The following is an 18,358-nucleotide window of genomic DNA, read 5'->3' as shown; positions in this document are numbered from 1 at the left end:
CCATCCCGGTCGTCCGCGAGTCGACGTTCCAAAACGGTGCCGCAGACTGCGGACTGCCGATGCGGCTGATACGTCGTGCGCGAGTCGCGTGTGAACGAAGCGAGCCGTGCGCAGAAGGCCTGACACCACGATGGCGCCAAGTATGAATAGCAGGTAGGCGAGGAACATCGTCATCGAGATCCTGAGCAGGAATCGTCCCACCAGATGGAGCGCCGACTGTGCGGCCTCCGCCGGCGCGGGCAAGCCCACGGGCGTGACAGAGTACGGCATGTGAAGTCAATCCGTCCCCCACGTGGACCGGTGGGCCCATCCATCCGAACTTCTTGGGGCGACAAACCCGCCATTGCCCCAATACTGCTCACACTGAGGGTGATTGATTACAGCTTGCGTTTCCAGCGGTAGCATGCAACCGGGCGTGGAAGCGGAGCTCGGCAGGTGTGCTATTGCATCGGTTCTTACTTTCACCTGTTTGTCCGCGCTGCGGTCCTCGTACAAGAACCCTAATTTCGGATCGAACGTCGCCAGGTTGCTTTGCCGCCCGGTGGAAAGACCACTCAAAGAGACCACAGTGTCGCTGCGCTTCAGCAACCGTTTGCACAAATGCGGGCCGAGAAACCCAGCTCCGCCCGCCACTAGGACACGCATATTTCCCCCTAATAGGTTGGGAGTTTTGGTCGTCTTCCTTGCAGGCGGTTTCGATTTCATCAAGGAACGCGGGGTCGCTGCTGGCCCCTGCCTGCAACCCGATCACCGGGTAGGGACAAAGGTAGCCGCACTCACCCCGCCGCGGTACTGAGTACCCGTACGCTTGGCCTGGACCGGGTACTCACTTTTGTAACCTTGTCGTTATACGACCACTTGGTTTTCGCTTGGCATCAGAGCGCCATGTTACTGGTGAAACGGATGACGATGGTGACGAACAAATCAGAGCCCACGACCGTCATCGGCAGCCCAAAACTTAATAGAAATGTGCCGAACTTTTGCGAAGCATCAGCCGGAGAAAAAACTTTCTACCAGCCGGTGCTGGTTCTCCGACGGTACGCGCAACTAAGCGGTTCAGGTTTTCCGCCACGAAGCAGATGGCAGCGAGAGCACGGCACAATAGTCTGGAACATGTTCCTCGAGCCCCGCGGTAGGCGTTGATGCGGAGCAATTCTGGCTCCACTGCGTCTTGGATCGATAGGCGGACCCTTAAGACCAAACTCGGTCACCAGTTACGGGGATCAGTCATCTTGCGCAGGGGAGGCACCGGGTTATGCCGCATACGGAGACGGCACCCGGCGTCAACATTTCGCCTGACTCAATCGCAGGATGATCCTGGTTCAGGAGTTATTCAGGATATTCCTCGTTGTCATGTCAACATTGGCAGCTAAAAAAGTTCTAAAGCTTCAAGTGCGCCGAGATCAAGACCCGCACGAGCGATGTACTCCGCAACGGCAGCCTCCGGTATGCGGTACGACCGGCCAAATCTGACGGCCATAATTTCGTGATCCCTCATTAGACGATAGACCGTAGCTCGGGACAAGCGCATAACGGCAGCAACTTCGGCAACAGTAAGAAAAGTAGTATGGTTCTTCTCCGACATTGGCCCTCCTCGCTACGGCGGCGTTCCCTGGTCAACGAACGGCCAACCCAGCGCGGCCTTGCAAGAATTCTAGGCCTTCCTCATTGATGGCAAGACTCTTCTGCAACTAAGAACGCAGTAGTGTTCCCCCTAATTCACCTGCGGCATTCCCGATGTCTGAATAGGTAAATGTTAGGGGCACCCTATTTCTGGTCGCTCCCCATTCCCGGGCCAATTCCGCTTAAACTAAGCGCGGCTGACTCTGTGAGCACTTCCAACCGCCACGCGGTCTACATCCCCGCCACCAACTACAGAGGCCGGCACATGGCACACCGTCCTCTCCGTCCGCTTCTGACCGCCGCGTCAGCCCGGAGTCTTACGGCATGGCCCTGGCGGGATCGTCTGGACAAGAAGATGCTGAGGCCCGGGGTCTTGAGCTGTAGCCGCCTGCGCGCAAAGGGAAGGCCCCTCCTAGGAGGGGCCTTCAACGTAGTGGTCATTTGTCTTCTGGTATCGGTCAGCGGTGATGCGCACTCCCCCTTCCCGGACGCCCCGGCGCCCATCCGGACTATGACGGAAACCACTTTAACAACTTGCGGCCAGGGCGTAAAGACTCTTTTTCAAGCTGCTTGAACGTAGGACGGCTGGCCTAGATGTCCGCCAGGAGGGACGCGGGGTTTTCGATGGCGTCGGCCACGAAGCGGAGGAAGCCGCCGGCCGTGCCGCCGTCGCAGACCCGGTGGTCGAAGGTCAGGGTCAGCTCAGTGACCTTGCGGACAGCCAGCTCCCCGTTGACCACCCACGGCTTGTCGATGATCCGGCCCACGCCAAGGATCCCCACCTCCGGGTGGTTGATGATCGCCGCTGAGCCGTCGACGCCGAACACGCCATAGTTGTTCAGCGTGAACGTTCCGCTGCCCAGCTCAGCCGGGGTCGCCTTGCCATCCCGGGCCACCTGGGTGAGCCGGCGGATCTCCGCGTCCAGCTCCCTGGCGCTGAGCTTCTCGGCCCCGCGCACGGAAGGCACCACCAGGCCGCGGTCGGTCTGCGCCGCAAAACCCAAGTTGATCCCGTCAAAGGCCACGATCTCCTGCGACCCGTCGTCGGCTGTCTCAATCCGGGTGTTCAGTTCCGGATACTTCTTCAGCCCCGCAGTGACGAACCGGGCGATGAAGGCCAACAATCCGGGGACCTCCACCCCGCTGGCTTTCAGTCCCTCGCGCAGCTCCATCAGGGCCGTGGCGTCCACGTCCACCCATACCGTTGCTTCCGGAATCTCGGACCGGCTGCGGGCCATGTTCGCGGCCACAGCTTTGCGCACGCCGCGGACCGGGGTGCGGGCGGAGACGGCAAGGCCCGTCCGCGCGTCGCGTCCCGGGGCTTCGACGGACTCAACGGGACGCTCCGGCGCTTCCACCGGCTCGGCAACCGGCGTGGCTTCCGGCGCTGCCGCCGGCGCGGTGGTCCGCAGGGCGGCCTCGACGTCACGGCGCATGATCAGCCCGCTGTCACCGGAACCCGAAATGTCCCCGAGGTCCACGCCGTGCTCCCGCGCCATCCGCCGGACCAGCGGAGAGATCACGGCGCCAAGCTTTCCGGGCACCCGGGTGCGCAGGAGCGCGAGCTCGTCCTCCTTGGACAGGCCGACCTGCGTGGTTTCGGCAGGCTCAGCCACGGCTACGGAAGACTTCCGGGCACGGGTGCGCCGGGCAACACCATGCCCGCCGGGAGTGCCATAACCGATCAACACATTCCCGGACCCGGCCTTCTCCTCCTCACGGTAAGCCTCAGCTTCCGTCGACTCCGGCTTCGGCTCGGCAAGCTCGGTCTCCGCCGGCTCCACCTCGGGCTGGGCCGGCGAAGGGGCGGGGGCGGCATCATCCCCGGCGACGCCAGTAGAGAGCGGCGTCACCGAGATCAGCGGCTTCCCCACGTCCAGGGTCTCCCCCGGCTTCCCGTGCAACTCGGCCACGATCCCGGCATAGGGAGAAGGAACCTCCACCGCGGACTTGGCGGTTTCCACCTCGGCGATGGGCTGGTCGACGGCGATCTCATCCCCAACGGAGACATGCCAGGCCACGAGTTCAGCCTCGGTGAGGCCCTCACCCAGATCCGGCAGCAAAAATACGCGTGGTTCGCTCATGGTCAGTTCTCCCACTGAAGGTCGTCAACGGCGTCGAGGATGCGGTCCACGCCGGGCAGGTAGTACTTCTCGAGTTTGGGCGCCGGGTACGGGACGTCGAACCCGGTCACGCGGCGGATCGGTGCGGCCAGGTAGTGGAAGCAGCGTTCCTGCACCCGGGCCACGATCTCGGAGGACACGGAAGCAAAGCCGTGCGCCTCGGCGATCACCACGGCCCGCCCGGTCTTCCGGACGGACTCACACACGGTCTTGTCGTCGAAGGGGACGATGGTCCGCACATCGATCACTTCCAGCGAGCGCCCCTCCAACGCTGCGGCCTCGGCGGCAGCCAAAGCGGTGGGAACAGATGGACCGTAGGCAATCAGCGTTGCGTCGGTGCCGGGACGCGCGACGGCGGCCCTCCCCTCCGAGGTGCGTCCCGCCGTCGTGCCTTCCGCAGGACGCTCGTGAAGGCGGCGCAGCTCGCCCAAGTCCACCGAGTCCTTGGTCCAGTACATCTTCTTGGGCTCCATGAACACCACGGGATCATCGGAGTCGATGGCCTCGCGGAGCATCCGGTACCCGTCCGCCACGGTGGCCGGGGTGTAGACCTTCAGGCCGGCGGTGTGGGCGTAGTAGGACTCGGAGGAGTCGCAGTGGTGCTCCACTCCCCCGATGCCGCCGCCGTACGGGATACGGATGACCATGGGCAGCTTGACCATGCCGCGGGTACGGTTGTGCATCTTGGCCACGTGGCTAACGATCTGTTCGAAGGCCGGGTAGGCGAACGCGTCGAACTGCATCTCAATCACAGGGCGCATCCCGTTGATGGCCATGCCAACAGCCATGCCCACGATCCCGGATTCGGCCAGCGGGGTGTCGAAGCAACGCTGCTCGCCGAACGTGGCGGTGAGGCCGTCGGTGATGCGGAAGACGCCGCCCAGCATGCCCACGTCCTCGCCGAACACAAGGACGGAGGAGTCGGCGGACATGGCGTCGGCGAGCGCCGTGTTGAGGGCCTTGGCCATGGTGACGGGCTGCGGGCCGGCGGCCTCCGCGGACGCCGCTGCGGAGGCGGCCGCACGGGCGGTGGCGGCGGAAACGTTGCCGTTGGCCTCGGACGAGGTGGTGATAGTGGGGCTCACTTGCCGGCCTCCTTCGAGTCAGTGCCTGCTGCGTCGCGGGCCAGCTCGTCGGCGAGCATGGCGGACTGTTCCTTCAGCTGCGGGGTCTGCACCGCGAACACGTGGCGGAAGAGCTCCTGAGGGTCCACGGGCACGTCCTCGCCGAGGCCCTCGCGCAGCTGCGCGGCAACCGCTTCAGCGTGCGCGGCGATCCGCGCCTCGCCGTCGTCGTCCAGCAGCCCGCGGTCCGTCAGGTAAGTGCGCATCCTGTTGACGGGGTCCTTGGCCCGCCACTCCGCAACTTCCGCGCTTTCTCGGTAGCGGGTGTCGTCGTCGGCGTTCGTGTGGGCCTGCATGCGGTACGTGTTGGCCTCCACCAGCAACGGCCCGGAGCCTTCGCGGGCCAGCTTCACCGCGCGGTCCAGGACGGCGAGGAGTGCCACCACGTCGTTGCCGTCCACGCGTTCGCCCGCCATGCCGTAGCCCACGGCCTTGTGCGCGAGCGACGGCGCCACGGACTGGTGTGCCAGCGGCACCGAAATGGCGTACTTGTTGTTCTGGACGAAGAAGATGACCGGCAGGTGGAAGACGGCGGCGAAGTTCAGGGCTTCGTGGAAGTCGCCTTCGCTGGTGGCGCCGTCGCCGCACATGGCCAGCACCACGGTGTCCTCACCGCGGAGCTTGGCGGCGTGGGCAACGCCGACGGCGTGCAGCAGTTGGGTGGTCAGCGGGGTGCACTGGATGCCCACCTTGTACTTGAGGGGGTCGTACCCGCCGTGCCAGTCGCCGCGGAAGATGGTCATCACCTGGACGGGGTCCACGCCGCGGGTCATCACGGCCACGGCGTCGCGGTAGGTGGGGAACATCCAGTCGCCGTCGGACAGGCACAGGGCGGCGGCCACCTGGCAGGCTTCCTGGCCGTGGCTGGAGGGGTAGACGGCCATGCGGCCCTGCCGGACCAGGGCGGAGTTCTGGTCATTGACGCGGCGGCCGACGACGAGTTGTTCGTACGCGGCGAGCAGTTCCTTGTCGCCGGGCACGGGGTATTCGTGGCCGGGCTGGGTGCCCTGCTCACTGCCGGCCTTGAGCCGGCCGTCCGGGTCCACCATCTGGATCTGGTGCCGGGCGGGGAGCATGTAGTCCTCCACCGTGATGCCGAACTTCTTCACAGCTTCCGCCAGCGCATTGTCTGGCGTTGCGGTGCTGGTGGTGTCCGGCGCGGTGTGGTCTGCGGAGATCGTCATTGGTCCGTCCTTCGGTAGCCACTATTCCCTCCCAGTATTGCCCTGAGGGAGGTTTCGTATCCAGCACCTGCGCGAATCGTGGAGAAGCTGCTCAAAACTGCCTACTATGGGAGACGAATTGTAACTGTGACGTGGATTACCGACGGGAGTCGTGGACAATATGCCGGGCAAGGATGCTGCAGCTGAGGTTCCGCTGGACGAGATCGACCGCCGCATCATTGCCGAGCTCACCCGGGACGGCCGGATGTCCGTCACGCAGGTGGCGGACAACGTACACATCTCGCGGGCGCATGCGTACTCGCGGATTGCCCGGCTGACCGGCGACGGGGTGCTGACGCGATTCACGGCGCTGGTGGATCCCATTAAGGCGGGGCTGAAGTCCTCGGCTTACGTGACCCTGAAGTTGAAGCAGGATTCCTGGCGCGAACTCCGCGACCAGCTGGGCGCCATCCCGGAGGTGCACCACATTGCCCTGGTGGGAGGCGACTTCGACGTGATCCTGCTGGTCCGGGCCGTGGACAACATCGACCTCCGCCGGGTCATCTTCGACCAACTTCAGACCATGCCCGGCGTGCTCGATACCCAGACGTTCCTGGTGTTCGAGGACGTGGATACGCGGTAATTCCAACTTTGGGCAGCCCGACCGCGGACGCGCCCGCTCTTCACTTCCTGCGGCGCACCACGATCACGATGTACAGGGCGGCGGCAACTGCCACCAGTGCGCCTATGCTTACACCTGCGCTTTGACCGTTGAGCACGCCAGACTCCTTTGCGGTTGTACGTCGCTGCCGGGTTTTCAGCATAGGACGTTCCGGACTTCTGCGACGGACCAGGCCTGCCAGGGCCCAAGTTAGCCGCCGGGGCGGGTTGCGTCCGGTCCTGCGGCCACTCCTTAACGCGCCGCGAGACCTCTTCAGGAAGCCTTAAGGACCTTTGCTCAAATCATTGGATATTTATTAATCGATTCAATGGTCCGTTCTTGATTTAGGGCCTTTATTGTCGTGTCCGGGCCGCTCCTTCCCGGAGCGGAACGCGTTCCGCGCACCCAAAAGCTTCCGGGTTTCCCCGCAGGGGACCACCCGGGTTTGACCGGGGCCGGCGGCGGTGTGTGCCCTCCTGAGACCGGGGCACATCCCCCCAGTCGCCGTCGGCCCCCCACTTGGCCACAATCACACCCCTTACGCTTCACGACGCTGCCGTCACCGCTGCCCTGGGCGCGGCTGACCAGCCGCGTGTTCCCAAGGCAACAGGTTTCGCAGCTCCCGCCTGCCGCCCGAAGGAAGACATGACGTCACTGAAACATCTGCTGCAAGACACCTATGCCCGCCAAATGTTCGTGTTCGTTGTTGTGGGCCTGGCCCTCTCCGCCATGGTGCCGTTCGGCAGCAGGTTCCTTACCGGCGACTCGCCTGTCCTTGTCCTGGCGGCAGCAGTGCTTCCCCTGCTGCTGGCCGTAGCGCTCATCGTCACTCCCCGCGTCTCCAAGGCAGACCAGCAGGCCGCAGGCGGTTCCCAGGAACGCCTGGGCGCAGCCTTGCTCCTGTACCTGTCACCGGTGCTCCTGCTGAACGCCGTCTACCCGCTGGTGAGTCCTGCCATGGCAGGCATCGACGTTGCAGGGGTACCGCTGACCTACGTGGTCCTGGCTTCGTCGGTCACGGTGCCGTGGCTGGCCCAGGCTGCATGCCTCCCCATCTACCGCGTGCTCGGTGACCTCATGGAGGAGCGCAACCTCGGGGACATCACCCGCCGGTTCTGCCAGTTCTGGCCGCTGATGTTCGTCCAGTCCCTGCCCCTGGTGGCGGTGTTCGCGGTGCCGCTGTGGCTTGCTACCGGCTGGTCCTGGGACGCCATGATGCACTACGTGGTCCTGTGCGTCCTGCACCTGCTGTTCGTGCAGTCGCTGGTTCTTGCCAACGTGGCCAACCGCCGCGGCCTGTGGGCTGCCGCCTGGTCCGGCTACGCCGCTGCACTGTTCCTCGCTCCTGCCGCCTGGTGGCTGCCGCCGCTGGTCGGAACCGCCACGCAGCTCGTTGCCATGCGCTCGGGCCTGCGCCACCTGAGCATCTCCAAGCACCTGGGCGCACGGGTGTTCGGTACTGACCTGGTCCGTGGCCTGCTCATGGGCGCGGTCCTCTGGGCTGACAAGTATGCGCTGTTCCTGGTGACCGGCGGCGCGTTCCAGGTGGTGGCTGTTTTCGCGGCCATGCTCCCGGCAGTCATCGCCTACAACTTCTACTTCGTCCACCTGGCGCCCGGCGTGGACCGCGCCCTCGGCAGGCTGCACCACGACATCGCCACCGCCCCGGTCAGCGTCCTGAAGGGCAGCTCCAGCCGGCTGGTCCGCGTCCTGGACCGCTCGGTGGTCCTCACCGGAGCCATCGCCGGGCTGCTGACCCTGTCGGTGTCGCTTGCAGTGTCCGGCCTGGACCCGGCCAACACCGTGCTCACGGTTGCCTCGGCCCTGGCCTCGTGGTCCTTCATGATGCTCACGCTCCTGAACTACGAGCTGGACTTCATCGGCGAGAAAGTCACGCCCCAGATCCTCGGGGCCGTGCATCTGGCCGTCTGCATTCTCGCCTTCGCAGGCGGAGCCCACCTGATCGGCACATCGATGCACTCGGCCAGCTACCTGATCCTGGGGGCCGCTGACTTTGTCCTCATCGCCGTCGGCTGGACGCTCTACAAGCGGCACTGGAGCCAGCCCGAATACACCCTCTTTTGGCGGCACGCCACCACGTGGTGACGCGGCTCCCGCCAGCACCGCACGTCCCTCAGTCAGTCCGAAACTCTTGAGCCTCCAGAACACCAGATGAGGAAACAACCATGTACTCGACCCTTAAGAACCTAAAGACCCGCTGGAACAGCAACCCGGCCCCGTCAGTGCTCCTGGCCGGACCGGCAGCCGCCCCGGCACCCATGGATGCCGGGAACCGGGATGTCGAGTACCAGGACGTTGACGTGGCCATCGTGATGGAGTCCACCTACCCCTACCTCAAGGGCGGCGTTTCGGCAGTGGTGCACGACATCGTCACCCACAACCCGGACCTCAGCTACGGCATCATCCACATCACCTGGGACTCCAGCGCGCCCCTGACGGACCTCTACGGCATGCCCGAGAACGTCCGCTGGGTCCGGACGGTCTTCCTCAGCATGGAGGAACACCGGCACGACTACATGGCGGTGACCGTCAAGGACCTGGGCATGGACTCCAAGCAGCGCGAAGAGCTCTCGCACCGGCTTTTTGACGCCATCTACGCCCTGTCCGAATACGGCGAAGTGGAGCCGCTGTGGGACCTGATTGACGAGGGCCTGAACAAGCGGACCCGGCAGTACCCCCTGTGGGCCCTGCTCGGTTCCCGGGAATTCATGCAGGCGCTGCAGGATCGCATGCCGCAGCTGAACCTTCCGCTGGCCGAATCCTTCTGGGTCCTGCGCAACTTCTTCTCCCTGGCGTACGCCATCACCGGCGAGACCATGCCCCGCGCCAAGGTCTACCACGCACACACCACCGGGTACGCCTCGCTGCTGGGGGCCGCCGCGGCGCGGGACCACGACACCGCCTTCCTGCTGACCGAACACAACCTGTATGTCCGGGACACCGTGAACACCCTGCTGGACCGCAACATGGCCCTGTCCATCACGGCCGACGATTACCGGCTCTTCGACGTCACCGCGGAACAACGCGCCTGGATGGCCTGGTGGACGGAAATGGGACGCTTCTGCTACCCCAGCGCCCGCCTGATCACCTACCTCTACCCCAGCGCCATCACCGAGGCAGCCCGCCTGGGAACGGACATCGACAAGTCCGTGGTGGTGCCCAACGGCATGGTCATCGAGGAGTTCGACGGGAAGTACCGGGCCCGCCGGCAGGTCCTGGAAAACCTCCGGCAGGACTCCGCAGACCACGTCTGGCGCCTGGTCTACATCGCCCGCGTGGTGCCCATCAAGGGGCTGCTGGACCTGCTTTCGAGCATGGAGGTCCTCACGCAGCGCGGCTATCCGAACCTGCACCTGGACGTCCTGGGCCCCACCGAGCACGTGCCCGAATACTACGAGGCCTGCCTGGCCAAGATCGAGGCCCTGGGCCTGCAGGACAAGGTCACCATCCACGGCACCGTCAATGTCCGGGAAATGCTTGACCAGTTCGACCTGCTGGTGCTCCCCAGCTACAACGAGGGCCAGCCCATCGTCATCCTGGAAGCCATGGCCGCCGGCATTCCCACGGTGGGCTCCGATGTTGGCGGCGTGGCCCAGCTCATCGCCGATGACCTGCTGACTACGGACGGGAAGACCATCGGCGCCTGCGGCGAAACCGTGACACCGGGCAACGTGGTGCAGATGGCGGACGCGGTCCAGGCAGTCATCGGCAACCTGGACGCCTACGGCGAGTATGCGGCCAACGCCCGCACCCGCGTGCAGGAGTTCTTCCAGATGCATGAGGTCATGCGGTCCTATAATCAGATCTACCGCGCCCTGGGCGACCTGCCGGTCGTGGAATCGGCTGCTGCGGACGTAACAGCGCTGGACATGGCAACCGTGGACGAACTGCCCACCGAAGCCCTCACCGTGGTGCCGCTGTGACCGGAGTGGGTGCGTGGATCCGCTACGGCGATCCCATCTCTCCGGCGCAGATCGACTTCGCCGCCGAGCACTACCGCGCGGCCATCCTCCAGCCGTGGGAGCTGGACGCGGCGGCCGAGCTCAAGCGCCGCCGCCCGGACATGACGGTGCTCTGCTACAAGTGCCTGTCCTCCACCCGGGCGTATGAACCGGGGCCCGTCTTCAGTTCCGGGGTGACGTACCGGGAGGCAGAGGACGACGGCGGCACATGGTTCGCCACGCGGCTGGACGGTGCGCGCATCGAGTGGAACGGCTACGGCGGCCACTGGCAGATGAAGGTGTGGGACCCGGAGTACCGTGCCCGCTGGGTGGAGAACGTCACCAGGGAGCTGGCAGGCTCCCCCTTTGACGGCGTGATGGCGGACAACGACGTCTTTGACGACTACTACGGCATCCGGCCCCCGGTGCAGGACGCGGCATCCATGGCCGACTTCCGGGAGGGCCTGGACAAGCTCGTCCATGCCGCGGGTGCGGCATTGAACGGTGTGGGCAAGGTCCTGGTGCCCAACATTGCCGAATCCCGGCGCCTGCCGGGCCGCTGGGATTCCCACGCGGCGTACGGCGGCGGCTTCGAGGAGGTGTGGCTGGGCTACGGCCCGGCAAACCTGTTCGATCCCCGGACGGCCGAGGCGCAGCTTTCCCAGGCAGACGGGCCCGGCCTTTCCATCCTGCGCGTCCCCACCGATGGCGACGACGCGCACCCCAACTTCCGGTACGGCCTGGCGGCGTTCTGGATCTTCGGCGGCGGAGCGGGCTCCTACACGGCAACCGGCCACGACGACTACAGCCGCACCCAGCACATCGAGGAACTGGACTGGCCCCTGGGACATCCCGAGGGGCAGCCCCAGGGCCGGCGGCATGTGTGGCAGCGGACGTTCAGCGGCGGCTGGGCGGCCGTGAACTTCAACAATGACGGCCGCAGCCGGCGACGCCTCAAAGTCCCGTCCGGGCTGGTTGATGCCGCCGGGCAACCGGCACCCCACCATGTGGTTTTGGCTCCGCAGAGCGGGGTTGTCTATCAGCGAGGGCAGAGACATTAAGGTTCTAGTTACCGGCGGCGCCGGGTACATCGGGTCCCACACCATCCTCCAACTGCTCGAGGCCGGGCACGACGTCACGGCGGTGGACAACCTCAGCAATTCCCAGGTGGAGTCGCTGCTGCGCGTCCAGAAACTCTCCGGACGCAGCCTGGCGTTCCACGAGGCCGACATCACGGACCCCGCGGCGCTGGACCAGGTGTTCGCGGCCGCCGGGGTGGAGGCGGTGATCCACTTCGCGGGCTTGAAAGCCGTGGGCGAATCGGTGTCCCAGCCCCTGCGCTACTACCGCAACAACGTCACGGGGACGCTGAACCTGCTGGAGGCCATGGACGCCCACGATGTGCGGACCCTCGTTTTCAGCTCCTCCGCCACCGTGTACGGGAGCAACCCGCAGATGCCGCTCAAGGAGGACAGCAGCCTGGGGGCCACCAACCCCTACGGCCGGACCAAGCAGCAGATCGAAGAGATCCTCACGGACGTGCAGGCCTCCGACGGCCGGTGGCGGCTGGCCCTCCTGCGCTACTTCAACCCGGTGGGCGCCCACCCGTCCGGCCAGATCGGCGAGGATCCGCAGGGGCCCCCGAACAACCTCTTCCCGTACGTCACCCAGGTGGCGGTGGGCCGCAGGGACATGCTGAACGTCTTCGGCGGCGACTACCCAACATCCGACGGCACCGGGGTCCGCGACTACATCCACGTGATGGACCTCGCCGCCGGCCACCTGGCGGCACTGGACTACCTTGCCGCCCACGAGGGGGTCCACACCTGGAACCTGGGCAGCGGCAGCGGCCACTCCGTCCTGGAAATCATCCGCGCCTTCGAAAAGGCGGCGCAGACTGCAGTCCCCTACAGCCTGGCGGAGCGGCGCCCGGGAGACGCCCCGGTCAGCCTGGCGGATCCGACGGCGGCCTTCCGCGACCTGGGGTGGAAGGCGGCGGAAACGCTGGAGAACATGTGCGCCGATGCCTGGCGTTGGCAGCAGAACAACCCGAACGGTTACCGCATGGAGGCCGCAGCCAGTTGAAAGCCGGCTGTCGCGGCGTGGCTGTGGCCGGCGGTCAGGATGCGGGGAAGTAGTTGCGTCCCAGGGTCAGCCACCCGGGCAGCGTCTGGTCCTGGGCGGCGTTGGCAAAGCGCAGCGGGACACCATTGGCCAGCGGGTTCACCGGCCGCAGCACCAGCGTGTAGTAGCCGGCGGCGAGGCCGCTGGTGCTGAGGGGCGTGGCCAGGGTGGGTGCCATGCCGGGTTTGATCGTGGTCAGCTTCCAGGAGGTGGTCCAGGTCCTGGCGATCTTCCCGTCGCCGCCCACGGCAGCCACCTGCACCGGCCAGTCGTAGTAGAACGGCGCCGCCCCGGTGTTGCGGATGGTGACGCTGAGGTCGCTCTGTCCCTTCACGGTTCCGGGCGCCAGGGAAAAGCCGGTGGCTTGGAACCGGTAGCCCAGCGATTGGGACGCTGCGGCAGCAGTGCTTTGGGCAGTCCCTGCGTACGTTGGGCTGAAGGCGTACTGGTTGAGCAGCCACGAAGCGTGGGTGGCTGCCACGCTCCCCGGGAAGTCCTTCTGGGCCGGATCGGCCACCCAGGGGCAGGGGACGGCGTCGAAAAGGCAGGGCTGCAGCTCGGGGCGGAGTTCGCCGCCCACCGGCTGGGTGAGCCACTTGCTGGTTGCGCCGGCCTGCTGCAGTTTGTCCACGAAACTCCAGCCGCTCCCGGGCAGGGTTTCGGCGGCGAACGAGTCGTCGTGGTAGCCCACATTAAGGCTGCTGTTGGCGGTGGTGGGGTACCGCACCTGGAGCTTGGTCCTGGTGAAGGCGGCTGTGTAGGCCTGCAGGACAAGTTGTTGCTCCGTGGCCGAGGCCGACCAGTTTTCCGGCGAGGCCCACCCGTCGTGGGGGTAGGTATGCCATTCGCCCCAGAAGCCCAGCAGGCCCGCCTGGATGAAGCCGATGCGCCGGTCGCCGTCGTACCGTGAGCCAAAGGCCGCGATGAAGCTGTCCAGCGCCTGGGCCATGCGCGGGTCGTTGTAGTCGGGGGAAACGCTGATGCCCTGGTTGCCGTAGTCGGTGTAGGAGTGGGTGGCCAGGCCGGCGTCCAACAGGTATTTGGGAACGCCGGTTGGCTTGCCGGGGTAGTCGAGGTAGAACCTGAAGACGGCCTGGTGTCCGCGGGCGGCAATGGCGTTCAGCTGGGATTCCAGGGCGGACCAGTCGTAGGTGCCGGGCCCCGTGACCACGGCGTTCACCGGTATGTAAAACCATTCCATGGAATAGGGCAGGGAACCGTACTTCCCGGCGTATGGGACAAAGCCCTGCAGCGGGTTGCTGGCCGGCGCCGGACCGGCCGCCAGGGAAACCCACTCCCCCGGCTTGATGTCTGCAGCCGTCGCCCTGGGTACCGTGCCGGCGGAAGGGATGGTGAGGGATAGCAGCCCCGCCAACAAGGACAATGCCGCGGCAGCGTTGGCTATCCCTTTTGTCTTTCCGCGCGGGCGGACAATATTCGGAAACAGAACAGCACCCAGCCTGTGCAACGCTTTCACTGAAGCTTCTTCCTAAAGGCGGTGCCAGGCACCTGCGAGACCAAGAATTACACGAAAGTCGCCCAGTGCGACGGCGCTAATTCAAACTGAAAACGCAGGGCTCCACAAGTGGCCATTGGGTTTCCATCATTTCGCAACACGCCCCGGTCCCAATAAGATGTGCCTTCCGGCCCACCGATGGATCCTTCCTGGCTGGGCCATGGCCCGTGTATTCAATCGGTCCGTGGTCCAGCAGCAGTACTGATGCAGGGACGCTGCCCGGACCTGTAGGCAGAGGCTATGACCGGTTCGAGTTCGTCCATCACCGTATGGTTCCCGGGGAGCACCACATGGGCCAGAAATTCGGATTCGAGTGTTGCAACACCGGCTGCCGCCGCTGCGAGTTTGGCATCTGTCGACAGGGCGAAGGCGTGCCAGAATCGACGGGCATCGAGTTCGAGCACTTTTGCGGTAACTTCCCTGCCGGGTACGTCGGACAGTCCACCCGGAACCGTAGGGCTTCCCTCGTTCTGCGGCAAAGAGAGGACGATCCGAAATTGCCTTCCGCAGGCTCTGAACGAGATGGCATTGAGATGGCCACGTTGGCTGAAAAGCACGTCGGTTGCCCCAAAGTCCAGAAGCGAGCGTTCGATGTGTTCCCGGGAAGCTCCAACACTGAAGGAATCACCGCGTGTGTAAAAACTCCGGGAATCGTAGGTTGCCATACTCCAACTATGCCCCGCCTCGCCCCCTTTCCGGCAAAGGGGGCGCATCTGGGACGCGCACTGAACCAGCGGGCAAGGGATCACGCTTCAGGTTTTCGTGTGTCCCCTGTTAAGGTAGGGGCATTCTTGGATGACTCGTAGTATCTGCCGCCCGTTCTCCAGGGGCCCGGGATTTAGGGCTGTACAGAGTCGAAGAACCGGTAGGTCGGCGGTGCCGGGGACGGTTCTTCCTGGTGTGTTTTGGACCGGATGAACTCGATGTTTTCCTGTGACAGGACAGTCTCGCCGTGATTATCAGAATCAGCGTCCTCTCCGGATTCGGCATTTATTTCCGCCGAAATGGTGCGGGGCAGAATTACACAGCCAGGATTGTCGATGAGCCACTGCTTGCTGGCCGGGGACAGCCGGTGCCAGTACTTCTCAAGGTGCATGGAAGTCATTTGTTTCCTTTGCGGGTTTGGGTACGGCTGGTTACGGGTGTTAGTCGAAGTGGATTTCGGCCGCGGATTGACGGATAGCTTCGAGTCGTTGTTCCTCAAGCATCCCCAAGGCATCCAGTTCTTCAGACCTGTGGGCGCGCTCAGCTTCGGCCTGCACGGAAATGTCCCTCAGAATCATGCCGATAAGGTGGGCAAGCCCTGACTTGAGGTCCTGCAGATTGGTGTTGGTGATCAGGAGGCGGCGGTCAGAGACCCGCAGTTCGACGTCGCTGTATCCTTCCTCCGCCAAGCGCCGGGTGACGCTCTTGGCATGCAGCAAATCGAGTTCCCGGGGCTGGGGCCTGCGGGAGAACACGGCCGGGACGGTGTAACGAGAGGCGCCCGTGGCCGTACCGAGGTCGTGAGGCAGGGCGGAGGCCAGGACGCCGCTGAGCGCAAGGCGCCCCTCGACGTGGACAGGCTGTTCTTGGGTGGTGGTCATGGCACTGCGCCAACGTTTCTTGAAGATGCACTGTCAGAACCGCAGAGACGGGCGGATCGACTGTGACTGGGGTCAAGGGACCCGAAACCGGGCCCCTTATAAGGGGAGGGCATCGGCCGGAGGGGCCGGCCTGCGGAGCAGAACGGCCAGGGCCGCCCTCGTTGTCCCAACTGATCACCACGTGTTCATTGCCGTGACGGGATGCCACAGTCGCCGATGTGCCGGCGGCGGACGCGGAGTTGGTTTCATTGCTCAGGAAACCGGATGTCCAGTCACAGCGTCCCGATACCCTGACTGTACGCCCTCGTGGGCCACGACCGGTGAAAACCCACCAATTAGTTCTGTACGCTTCCAAACCCCGGCCTGCCCCTGGCTACGTCCCATTCCCACAATCCACAGACACAGCAAGGGTGCCCAGGGTCAGATAACAGCCAGGGCGCCCTTCGCGCTCTCCACCAGCACATGCGTGGCGGCTGGAAGATGAACGACTTCGCCGTCGATCTGGCAAGGAACAGCATCCCGCGTTGTGAAGGAATAGCTGCTGACGCTGGGCTGGTGCCCTAGTCCCAGCGTCACAGCCCGCAGGGTCATCAGCGCCATCTTCCAACGCCCGGCATGCGGGAGCGTCACGACCTCGAACAGGCCATCGTCGGGGCTGCCCATCTCGCTGACCGTCCCGTACTTGGCCATACGCGAAATGTTGGCGAGGATCAGGCTGTCGAAGCGCGCGGTGGCCCCGTCTGCACGGACGAGTTCAAAGGGCCTCAACGCAGAGAGTGTGCGGGCGACGGACAGGAGTTCGAGGATTTTCCCCTTGCCGCCCCTCTCGATGCCGATCGCCATCAACGGTGTGAGCCCGAAACCTACATACGAGTGGGCGTACTGAATCCGCTCGCGGTGTTTCCCGCCGTACGTGATGCGCAACAGGTCGATGTGGCGGACCCGGCCTTCGCGGACGGCCTCCGGCAACGGCGGCGCGGGCATGCTGCGGTGATGGTCATTGGCGTTGCCTGCCGCAACAACAGTGCACACCGCCCTGCTGCCGGGAACGTCCATTACCCCGTTGACCACCTCGTGGTATCCGCCATCACCACTGACGGAAACAATGAGAGGGGTTCCCTTCGCCGCCACGGAGCGTGCAAGATCACGGGCGTGCCCGGCAAACTCCGTTGGCAGCAACTCAATCGGCAGCTCCGGCAATCCGGCAGTCAGACCCTGTTGTAATTCGTCGATCCTGGCAACCATGCCGGGCTTACCCGGATTGAAGACCAGGACTACCCGATCAAAACGGTCCACAGGCGCCTGCGCACTCGACATAGCCGCCCTTCCAAACCGCTGGCACCCAGATTCTGCTCCGGCAGTGGAGTGCCAGTGGGAAACTGTCCGGCCCCTTAGTACTGGCCCCGCTCGGGAGCGTTGTCAGTGCCGCGCGGGGTTGGCCTTGGGGTGGTGGTCTCAGGGCCATGCACTCTCGTCCGTCGTTCCTGCAAGAGTCTAACGGCGTGAGGCCGGGCGCGGGTAGCCGCCAGGGAATCAGCAAGTCGCATGGCGTTCAATAAGAGCATTCTGTTGGACGGCGGAACACTGCCCGCCTCACTGGTGCAGATAACGAGCGCCGCGGTGACTTCCGCGATCAGGTCTGTGTCACGGCTGCGCCGGTACTCCTGTGCGAGGTTCCCTGTGTGCTCAAGTTCCCCGGAGACGAACACCGCGACCTCGGTTCTGCGCGACATGTCGAGTTTCATCAGCACCGATGAGACCATGTTTTTCACGGTCTTTTCGGCCAAAAACATTTCCTGGCCGATCTGGCCGTTGGTCAACCCCCGGGCAACCCCCCCCCCGCCACCTTCATCTCCTGTTCTGAAAGCATTCCCAACCGGCCGTCGGGCCCGTTCGTTCCGTCAGCCTGGATCGGAGCCAGGATGCCGGTCTGGAAACGACGGCTGTAGGCTGTGTACCCCTGGATGGCCCGCCGGATCAGCCTGAGCTGCTCCTCATTGTCATCCTGTTGTGACAGACACCCCCACCCGCCGGCCAGGATAGCCCCAATAAGCACCGCCTCGTCAGTTTCACCCGTCATCAGCACACACCGAATGGTTCCATCAGCCGCCACGAGAGATTGGCAAAGCCCGGCACCGGAACCATCGGGAAGATCATCGTCGATGATGGCCAGATCCGGGCGTACCGCAGGGATCCGGCGCGCCGCCTGGCGGACAGACCCCGACTCACCGGCAACGCTGAACCCGTTAACCTCCAGCAACCTCCGCAAACCCCGTCGGACGAGCTCTTCGCCAGTCACGACATACACGCGCCCACAGGAAGCCGCTGAACCGGGCTTTTGGCCAGTGGCCATATTCGTCCGTTCATTCGCCCTTCGAAACCCCAAAGGCGCTTGTTAGTCTCCTGCTGCCACTCTGGCCCACCACGAAAAGGAGAACAGTCACCTGCCGCACAGGTATCTGTTGGAAAAGCGAAC

General features: G+C 64.6%; 17 protein-coding genes. 5 read left to right on the top strand and 12 right to left on the bottom strand.

Features of this window, described 5'->3' with window-relative positions:
• Positions 1-276: 276 nt before the first annotated feature.
• The 5 genes from ACWRN3_RS14460 to pdhA form a co-directional block, all read right to left on the bottom strand.
• On the bottom strand, positions 277-645 hold the full coding sequence (locus tag ACWRN3_RS14460) for an NAD-dependent epimerase/dehydratase family protein (RefSeq protein WP_476741125.1): 369 nt from the start codon (positions 643-645) through the stop codon (positions 277-279).
• A 724-nt stretch (positions 646-1,369) separates the two neighbouring features.
• Entirely contained in the window at positions 1,370-1,585 is a 216-nt protein-coding gene (locus ACWRN3_RS14455) for a helix-turn-helix domain-containing protein (protein WP_476741067.1), read from the bottom strand.
• 628 nt (positions 1,586-2,213) lie between these two features.
• Positions 2,214-3,707, bottom strand: a complete 1,494-nt coding sequence (locus ACWRN3_RS14450; RefSeq protein ID WP_476741066.1) for a dihydrolipoamide acetyltransferase family protein — start codon at positions 3,705-3,707, stop codon at positions 2,214-2,216.
• 2 nt (positions 3,708-3,709) lie between these two features.
• Positions 3,710-4,831, bottom strand: coding sequence for an alpha-ketoacid dehydrogenase subunit beta (locus ACWRN3_RS14445; protein WP_476741065.1), 1,122 nt, complete (start codon positions 4,829-4,831; stop codon positions 3,710-3,712).
• Positions 4,828-6,054 (bottom strand): pyruvate dehydrogenase (acetyl-transferring) E1 component subunit alpha, encoded by a 1,227-nt coding sequence (gene pdhA / locus ACWRN3_RS14440; RefSeq protein WP_476741064.1) that lies wholly within the window; start codon positions 6,052-6,054, stop codon positions 4,828-4,830. Before pdhA ends, ACWRN3_RS14445 begins: the two co-directional genes overlap by 4 nt.
• Positions 6,055-6,214: 160 nt before the next feature.
• On the opposite strand from pdhA, the gene ACWRN3_RS14435 reads away from it, so the two are divergent.
• The 5 genes from ACWRN3_RS14435 (at position 6,215) to galE (ending at position 12,741) form a co-directional block, all read left to right on the top strand.
• Positions 6,215-6,676 (top strand): Lrp/AsnC family transcriptional regulator, encoded by a 462-nt coding sequence (locus ACWRN3_RS14435; protein ID WP_255175637.1) that lies wholly within the window; start codon positions 6,215-6,217, stop codon positions 6,674-6,676.
• A 663-nt stretch (positions 6,677-7,339) separates the two neighbouring features.
• Positions 7,340-8,800, top strand: coding sequence for a hypothetical protein (locus tag ACWRN3_RS14430; protein WP_255173026.1), 1,461 nt, complete (start codon positions 7,340-7,342; stop codon positions 8,798-8,800).
• A gap of 80 nt (positions 8,801-8,880) precedes the next feature.
• On the top strand, positions 8,881-10,638 hold the full coding sequence (pelF, locus tag ACWRN3_RS14425) for a GT4 family glycosyltransferase PelF (protein ID WP_255173027.1): 1,758 nt from the start codon (positions 8,881-8,883) through the stop codon (positions 10,636-10,638).
• Positions 10,635-11,717 (top strand): putative glycoside hydrolase, encoded by a 1,083-nt coding sequence (locus tag ACWRN3_RS14420; protein WP_324642827.1) that lies wholly within the window; start codon positions 10,635-10,637, stop codon positions 11,715-11,717. The genes pelF and ACWRN3_RS14420 overlap by 4 nt, the downstream gene beginning before the upstream one ends.
• Positions 11,713-12,741, top strand: coding sequence for a UDP-glucose 4-epimerase GalE (gene galE, locus ACWRN3_RS14415; protein ID WP_255175638.1), 1,029 nt, complete (start codon positions 11,713-11,715; stop codon positions 12,739-12,741). The genes ACWRN3_RS14420 and galE overlap by 5 nt, the downstream gene beginning before the upstream one ends.
• Positions 12,742-12,775: 34 nt before the next feature.
• Here the strand turns inward: galE and ACWRN3_RS14410 are convergent, their stop codons facing one another.
• The 7 genes from ACWRN3_RS14410 to ACWRN3_RS14380 all read right to left on the bottom strand — a co-directional run bounded on the left by ACWRN3_RS14410 (position 12,776) and on the right by ACWRN3_RS14380 (position 18,181).
• Positions 12,776-14,257 carry a DUF4832 domain-containing protein gene (locus ACWRN3_RS14410; RefSeq protein ID WP_476741063.1) on the bottom strand — a complete coding sequence of 494 codons (1,482 nt, stop codon included), beginning with the start codon at positions 14,255-14,257 and terminating at the stop codon, positions 12,776-12,778.
• 212 nt (positions 14,258-14,469) lie between these two features.
• Positions 14,470-14,961, bottom strand: a complete 492-nt coding sequence (locus ACWRN3_RS14405; protein WP_324642829.1) for a hypothetical protein — start codon at positions 14,959-14,961, stop codon at positions 14,470-14,472.
• 173 nt (positions 14,962-15,134) lie between these two features.
• Entirely contained in the window at positions 15,135-15,401 is a 267-nt protein-coding gene (locus tag ACWRN3_RS14400) for a hypothetical protein (RefSeq protein ID WP_255173031.1), read from the bottom strand.
• 40 nt (positions 15,402-15,441) lie between these two features.
• Positions 15,442-15,882 carry a hypothetical protein gene (locus ACWRN3_RS14395; RefSeq protein WP_255173032.1) on the bottom strand — a complete coding sequence of 147 codons (441 nt, stop codon included), beginning with the start codon at positions 15,880-15,882 and terminating at the stop codon, positions 15,442-15,444.
• Between the two features lie 420 nt (positions 15,883-16,302).
• The gene (locus ACWRN3_RS14390) at positions 16,303-17,199 is read right to left on the bottom strand and encodes a diacylglycerol/lipid kinase family protein (RefSeq protein ID WP_255173033.1); all 897 of its coding nucleotides are present in this window, start codon (positions 17,197-17,199) and stop codon (positions 16,303-16,305) included.
• A 74-nt stretch (positions 17,200-17,273) separates the two neighbouring features.
• Positions 17,274-17,702 (bottom strand): LuxR C-terminal-related transcriptional regulator, encoded by a 429-nt coding sequence (locus tag ACWRN3_RS14385; protein ID WP_324642831.1) that lies wholly within the window; start codon positions 17,700-17,702, stop codon positions 17,274-17,276.
• Positions 17,699-18,181 carry a response regulator gene (locus ACWRN3_RS14380; protein ID WP_476741062.1) on the bottom strand — a complete coding sequence of 161 codons (483 nt, stop codon included), beginning with the start codon at positions 18,179-18,181 and terminating at the stop codon, positions 17,699-17,701. The genes ACWRN3_RS14385 and ACWRN3_RS14380 overlap by 4 nt, the downstream gene beginning before the upstream one ends.
• Between the last annotated feature and the right edge of the window lie 177 nt (positions 18,182-18,358).

The organism is Pseudarthrobacter sp. rb (assembly GCF_056389225.1).
This window is presented reverse-complemented; position numbering and strand designations above follow the sequence as displayed.